This window comes from Micromonospora marina (genome assembly GCF_900091565.1).
GTDB lineage: Bacteria > Actinomycetota > Actinomycetes > Mycobacteriales > Micromonosporaceae > Micromonospora > Micromonospora marina.
Window position 1 is genome coordinate 410,194 of sequence record NZ_FMCV01000004.1, and the last position, 6,378, is coordinate 416,571.

The 6,378-nt window shown below is 73.7% G+C and carries 6 protein-coding genes; 5 read left to right on the plus strand and 1 reads right to left on the minus strand.

Translation table 11 applies throughout. The features are described from left to right. Positions 1 to 47: 47 nt before the first annotated feature. On the minus strand, positions 48 to 1,358 hold the full coding sequence (locus tag GA0070215_RS08465; RefSeq protein ID WP_026267582.1) for an SGNH/GDSL hydrolase family protein: 1,311 nt from the start codon (positions 1,356 to 1,358) through the stop codon (positions 48 to 50). 285 nt (positions 1,359 to 1,643) lie between these two features. Here GA0070215_RS08465 and GA0070215_RS08470 point away from each other — a divergent pair, with 285 nt between their 5' ends. Genes GA0070215_RS08470 through GA0070215_RS08490 form a run of 5 tightly spaced genes read left to right on the plus strand, consistent with a single transcriptional unit; the run spans position 1,644 to position 6,203 of the window. Then, positions 1,644 to 3,206: a class I adenylate-forming enzyme family protein gene (locus tag GA0070215_RS08470; RefSeq protein ID WP_091043654.1), complete on the plus strand. Its 1,563-nt coding sequence runs from the start codon at positions 1,644 to 1,646 to the stop codon at positions 3,204 to 3,206. Next, positions 3,203 to 4,423: an MFS transporter gene (locus GA0070215_RS08475; RefSeq protein WP_091043657.1), complete on the plus strand. Its 1,221-nt coding sequence runs from the start codon at positions 3,203 to 3,205 to the stop codon at positions 4,421 to 4,423. Before GA0070215_RS08470 ends, GA0070215_RS08475 begins: the two co-directional genes overlap by 4 nt. Before the next feature lie 36 nt (positions 4,424 to 4,459). Then, positions 4,460 to 4,852: an MmcQ/YjbR family DNA-binding protein gene (locus GA0070215_RS08480; protein ID WP_091043660.1), complete on the plus strand. Its 393-nt coding sequence runs from the start codon at positions 4,460 to 4,462 to the stop codon at positions 4,850 to 4,852. Beyond that, positions 4,849 to 5,481 (plus strand): HAD family hydrolase, encoded by a 633-nt coding sequence (locus tag GA0070215_RS08485; RefSeq protein WP_018784099.1) that lies wholly within the window; start codon positions 4,849 to 4,851, stop codon positions 5,479 to 5,481. The genes GA0070215_RS08480 and GA0070215_RS08485 overlap by 4 nt, the downstream gene beginning before the upstream one ends. Positions 5,482 to 5,522: 41 nt before the next feature. Then, a complete protein-coding gene (locus GA0070215_RS08490; RefSeq protein WP_091043664.1) occupies positions 5,523 to 6,203 on the plus strand; it encodes an SGNH/GDSL hydrolase family protein in 681 nt (226 codons plus the stop codon). Positions 6,204 to 6,378 lie beyond the last annotated feature (175 nt).

A 6,378-nucleotide genomic window follows, 5' to 3' on the forward strand; every position in this document is an offset into this window, starting at 1 on the left:
AACGACGGCGGGGGCGGCGTCGTGTCGACCGCCGCCCCCGCCCGGTGTCACAGTCCGAGCAGCTTCAGTGGCACGGCGTTCGCCATCACCGCGGCGCCCGTGTCGTTCGGGTGGATGTGGTCCCCCGAGTCGTACGCCGGCAGCAACCGGCTCGGCTGGGCCGGATCGCGCATCACCGCGTCGAAGTCGACGACACCGTCGAACTCGGCCCGGCCGGGCCCGCGCAGCCAGGTGTTGACGGCCTGCCGGGTGGCGTCCTTCTCCGGGGTCCACACGCCCGGCCCGCCGTTGCCCTCGTACGGCATGAGCGTGCCGGCGATGCTGGTCAGGCCGCGCGCCTGGACCTGCCGGTTGAGCTGGCGCAGCGTGGCGATGATCGCCTCGGGACTGTCGCCGTTCATCCAGATGTCGTTGATGCCCAGGTGGGTGATGACGGTCCGCACCCCGGTCTGCGGGAACACGTCCTCGTTGAGCCGGGCCAGCGCGTTCGGGCCCAGCTCGTAGTAGCCGGGGAACCCGCCCGCGCCGGGCTCGGTGCCCTCGTGGTTGAGCCGGTTGCCGGCCAGGCTGAGGTTGAGCACACCCGGGGTACGCGGCTCCGGGCGGGCGTCGATCAGCCGCTTGGCCAGCAGGTCCGGCCAGCGGCGGTCGGCGTTGACGGTGCTGCCGTTGCCGTCGCTGATGGAGTCACCGAGCACCACCACCGAACCGGGCGTGGCCCGGCGTTCCACGTCGATGCCGGACAGGAACATCCAGCAGCAGTTGGGCCGGATGGTGAAGCCGGTGCCGTCGGCCGCCGAGGTGAGGTCGGTGGCGCCGATGAAGTTGGTGACCCGGGACTGGCCGTGGAACGTGACCGGCCCGGTGAGCACCGGGAAGTACAGGGTGACCACCAGGTCCTCCTGCTCGGCCACCGGGAAGGCCACCGGGTCGCTGAGCAGCTCGGCACCCTTGTTGATGGTCGTCGAGCCGGCGCCGGAGAACGTCAGCTGGCGCACGCTCGCCGGGACGATGTCGGACAGGTCGTCGGGGGTGGCGGTGTTCGGCCGGGCGATGGTGGCGCGGCCGACCTGGATGGCCTGCTGGCCGTAGAGGTTGGTCAGCCGCACCCGCAGGCGCGGCCCGCCGACCGAGGTCTGCACGGTCATCCGGATGCTCTGGTTGTTCAGGCCGGTCTCGGTCAGGCCCACGGTGTTCCCGCGGGTCACCGCCGCGGCCCAGGTTCCGGCCCACTCGGCGCGCCCGTGCCCGGCGCGGTCGTTCCCGGTCGGGCCGGCGCTGGCGGTCACCGCGGGGGTGGCGGCGATCAACAGTGTCACGGCGGAAGCTACGACGTGCCATCTCTTCGGGGTCGGCATCGATCCTCCATGGTCGGCAGCCCCGGGCGTGACGCGGTCGGCGGCACCGGCCCGGGCGATGGACCGGAAACTAGCTTCCGGCTGTGACGAGCGTCAATCAACCTGATCGACATGATCAAATGCCCGGGGGATGTGACGCAGCGACGATCGGCTCTGTCCGCCGTGGATCGGGGCTGCCTAGGCTCGGGGCTGGCGGCGGTGCGGTCGCCGACCCTGGCACCTGCCGTCTCGTCCCGGCCCTGACCTGGCCGGACGCCGCTCGCGGACGATGATGGGGGCTGCCCGATGACCGACCGGCCGACCTATGTGCACGAGGCGCTGGAGCTGTTCGCCGGGTTCGGCGACCGGGAGGCGCTCGTCGGCGGCGGACGCCGCCTCACCTACCCCCAGGTAGCGGCCGAGGTGCGCGGCCTGGCCGCCGCGCTGCGCCACCACGGGGTACGCCCCGGCGCGGCGGTGCTGGTGATGCTCGGCAACACGATCGACGGTCCGCTGCTGCAACTGGCCCTGCACCTGCTGGGCTGCCGGAGCATGTGGGTGGCCCCGGTGACGTCCCGGCGGGAGGTCGACGAGTTCGTCGCGTTGTCCGCGCCGGAGGCGTTCGTCCACGACCCGCGCGACGCGCAGGCGGTCCGGGTCGCGGCGGGCCTGTCCGGCGTACCGGTGCTCTGCCTCGGTCCCGGCGGCGGCGGGCCGGACCTGACCGCCGGGACCGCCGGCGCGGCCGTTGAGCTGCCCGCCGAGGTGCCCACGCCCGAGTCGTTCCTGCAGACCAGCGGCACCACCGGCACGCCGAAGCTGGTGCACCACCGGGAGAGCTTCTACCGGCAGGTGCTCGCGCTCGCCGCCGACTTCCGGGGTGCCGGGTTCCCGCTGCTGCGGCACCTGTCGCACTCCCCGATGTGGCTGGCCAGCGGGCAGATCACCACGTTGTTCAACCTGTTCACCGGCGGCGTGCTGTTCCTGCGCGAGCAGTGGGATCCGGCCGCGTTCATCGCCACCGTGGACGCCGAGCGACTCACCTCCACGTTCGTCACCCCGCCGATGCTCTACGAGGTGCTCGACCACCCCGACCTGACGGGCGCCGACTTCTCCGCGATGTTCATGTTCAACGTGGGCGCCGGGCCCGCCGCGCCGGCCCGGCTGCGCCAGGGCATCGCCCGCTTCGGCCCGTGCCTGCGCATCGTGTACGGGCTCAGCGAGGCGGTGGTGATCTGCGCGCTGCCCGGGCTCACCGAGGACCCGGAGCACCCGGAGCGGCTGCGTTCCTGCGGCCGCCCGTACGGGGACGTCTCGGTCCAGATCCGCGACGCCGGCGGGCGGGTGCTGCCGGCCGGCGAGGACGGCGAGGTGTGGGTGCGCACCAAGCTGAGCTTCGCCGGCTACCACGGCCGGCCGGAGCTGACCGCCGAGACGCTCGTCGACGGCTGGGTCCGCACCCGCGACATCGGGCACCTCGACGCCGACGGCTATCTCTACCTGGTCGACCGGTTACAGGACCGGATCCTCACCCGGCAGCGCAGCTGGCCGATCTACTCCCGCCCGATCGAGGACGTGCTCGCCGGTCACCCCGAGGTGCGCGCCGCCGCCGTCATCGGCGTACCGGACCCGGCGGCCGGGGAACTGCCGCACGCGTACGTGGTGCCCACGCCGGGCGCGTCGGTGACCGGTGCGGAGCTGATCGCGCTCGTGGTCCGGGAACTGAGCGAGACGTGGGCCCCCGGCGCCGTGGAGTTCGTCGACGCGCTGCCGCTGAACCGGTCCGCGAAGGTGGACAAGCGCGCGTTGCGGGCCCGGTACGCGACCGCGCACCCGACCGGCGCCGACCCGATCGGCAGTCCGGCGTGAACCCGCGCCGGGAGTTGTACACCCTGGTCGGCGCCGACCTGCTGTCCAACCTCGGCACCCGGATCTCGGTGGTCGCCATCCCCTGGCTGGTGCTGGAGACCACCGGCAGCCCCACCAAGATGGGGCTCGTCGCGGCGGCGGAGACGCTTCCGTACATGCTCTCCAGCGCGCTCGCGACCCCGTGGGCGGACCGGTTCGGGGTACGCCGGACCTCGGTGTTCGTGGACGCGGCGAGCGCCGTCGCGATGGCCGTGGTGGCGCTGGCGCCGTGGCTCGGCTTCGGCACGCTGCTGGTGCTGGTGGCGATCGCCGGCGGCCTGCGCGGCATCGGCGACCGGGTCAAGCACGTGCTGTTCAAACCGGCGGCCGAGCGGGCCGGGGTGCCGCTGATCCGGCTCACCAGCGCCTACGACGGCCTGGCCCGCGGCATGACGCTGTTCGGCGCGGTGCTCGGCGGGCTGCTCGTCGACTGGGTCGGGCTGACCCGGGCCATCTGGATCGACGCGGCCACGTTCGCGGTCTGCGCGCTGCTGATCGGCGTGCTGGTCCGGCCGCCCGCACCGGCGCAACCGGCGCCCCGGGAGCCGTACCTGCGGGCGCTGCGCGGCGGCTTCGCGTACCTGCGCACCGACCGGACGCTGATGACCATGCTGATCGTGGTGTCGGTGTCCAACATGTTCGCCAACGCCAGCGTCGCGGTCTGGATCCCGCTGTGGGTCAGCCAGGTGCTCGGCGACCCGGCCGGGTTCGGTCTGCTGCTGGGTGTCTTCTCGGCCGGCGCCCTGCTGGGCAACCTGCTGTTCACGATGTTCGGCACCCGGCTGCCGGCCGGTACGACGTTCGCGCTGGGGCTGACGCTCAGCGGCGCGCCCCGGCTGCTCGCGCTGGCGCTCAGCGACGACCTGGTCGTGGTGCTCGTGGTGACGTTCCTGTCCGGCATCGGCATCGCGGCGGTCAACCCGCTGCTCGGCGCGACGCTCTACCAGCGGGTGCCGGGCGAGCTGCAGACCCGGGTGCTGGGCATCTCCGGATCGGTGGCGTTCCTCGGCCTGCCCGTGGGTGCGCTGCTCGGCGGCTGGTCGGTGGCGCTGCTCGACCTGACCCCGGCGTTGCTGGTGATGTCGGTGGTCTGCCTGGTGCTGACCGTGGGGCCGCTGCTGCTGGCCCGCGCGTCCCGACGCCCGGCCGCGGAACCGGCCACGCCCACGCCGGTCTGAGCCGTCGTGTCGGGGGGTTTCGGTAGGGTCGGGGCCATGGCGACCTGGGACGACGTGCGGCGCATCGCGCTGGCCCTGCCCGAGACCACCGAGCGCGGCTCGCACGACGACCTGCCCGCCTGGCGGGTACGCGACAAGATGTTCGTCTGGGAACGGCCGCTGCGCCGCGGCGACATCGAGGCGCTCGGCGACGCCGCGCCCGACGGCCCGATCCTCGGGGTCCGGGTGCCCGACCTGGGCGCCAAGGAGGCGCTGATCGCCGACGACCCGGCTGTCTACTTCACCACGCCGCACCTCGACGGCTACCCCGTGGTGCTGGTGCGGCTCGACCGGATCGACGTGGACGAGCTGACCGAGCTGATCACCGAGGCGTGGTACGCGCGCGCCCCGAAGCGGCGCGCCACGGCACACCGGGCGGAGCACGCGTGACCGGGCCGGTGGACGCGATCGTGTTCGACATGGACGGCACGCTCGTCGAGTCGCACGCGGTGGTGCCCGCTGCGTACCGGGCGGCGGTGCGCGCCGGGGGCGGCCCGTCGTACACCGACGCCGAGGTCATCGCCGGCTACTCGATCGGCTCCCCGGCGGACCTGCTGACCCACCTGCTGCGGCGACCCGCCTCCGGCGACGACCTGGACCGCTACCACGCCGAGCTGGCCGCGCTCGCCGGCCGGGTACGCGTCTACCCCGGCGTCGCGGACGCGCTCGCCGCGATCGCCGCCCGGGTGCCCGTCGGCGTGTTCACCGGCGCGAGCCACCGGGCCGCCGAGATCCTGCTCGACCGGGCGGGCCTGCTCGGACACTTCACTGCCGTCCTGGGCGGAGACCAGGTCGACCGCCCCAAACCGGCGCCCGACGGCGTGGAGGCGGCCTGCCGCCGGCTCGGCGTGCCACCAGGCCGCGCCGCGTACGTGGGCGACTCGCCGCTCGACGTACGCGCCGCCCGGCACAGCGGCGCGGTCGCGGTGGCCGCCGCATGGGGTCACCAGTACGACCCCGACGAGCCCGCCGACCTCAGCCTGACCCGGCCCGGGGAGCTGCTGGCCCTGCTGCCCTGAGCCCCTTTCGCCGCGCGGGACGCTCGGCTAGCGTGCCGGGCATGCCATCGACGCTGACCGAGGCGACCGACCCGTGGTGCCTGCGGCCGGGAGAGGCCGCCGAACTGTTGCGCGGGCACCCGTGGCGGCGGTTCGCGGTGCTGGGTGACAGCGTCGCGGAAGGGCTGTGCGAACCCGCCGACGGCTACCCCGACCTCCAGTGGGCCGACCGGATCGCGGCCGAGCTGCGCGCGATCCGGCCGGAACTGGCCTACCTGAACCTGGGCCGGCGAGGGCTGCGGGCGCACGAGGTCCGGGCCACCCAGCTCGCCGACGCGCTGGCCTTCGAACCGGACCTGGCCCTGGTGGTGTGCGGCGGCAACGACGCGTTCCGGTCCGCCTACGACCCGGACGCGGTCGACGCCGAGCTGACCGCCATGATCACCGCGTTGCGGGAGGCGGGCGCGGACGTGATCACGGTGGGCATGTTCGACGTGTCGCACAGCCCGGCGGTGCCGGACGCGCTGCGCGCGGGCCTCGGCGAGCGGATGCGCCGGCTGTCGCGGCACACGAGAGGCGTGGCCGAGCGCCTGGGCACGCTGCACGTCCACCTGACCGATCATCCGCTGGTGGCCGACCCGTCGCTGTACAGCAGCGACGGCCGGCACGGCAGCGCCCGCAGCGACGCGGTGGCCACCGCCGAAACCCTGAAGGTCCTCTCCACCCACCTTCCCCACCCCTAATGGGAGCTACCGGGTCAGCCGTTGGCAGAGTCGGTGCCCGGTAGCCGCGGGTGGGGGCCGACCTGCGGGCCGGATCCACCTTGTTGACCAAGGAGTTTGGGTCGCTGACGCGCCCCGTGAGGACCCAAACTCCTTGATCAACGCTGGGAGTGAGGGGGGGACGGGGTGGGTGGGG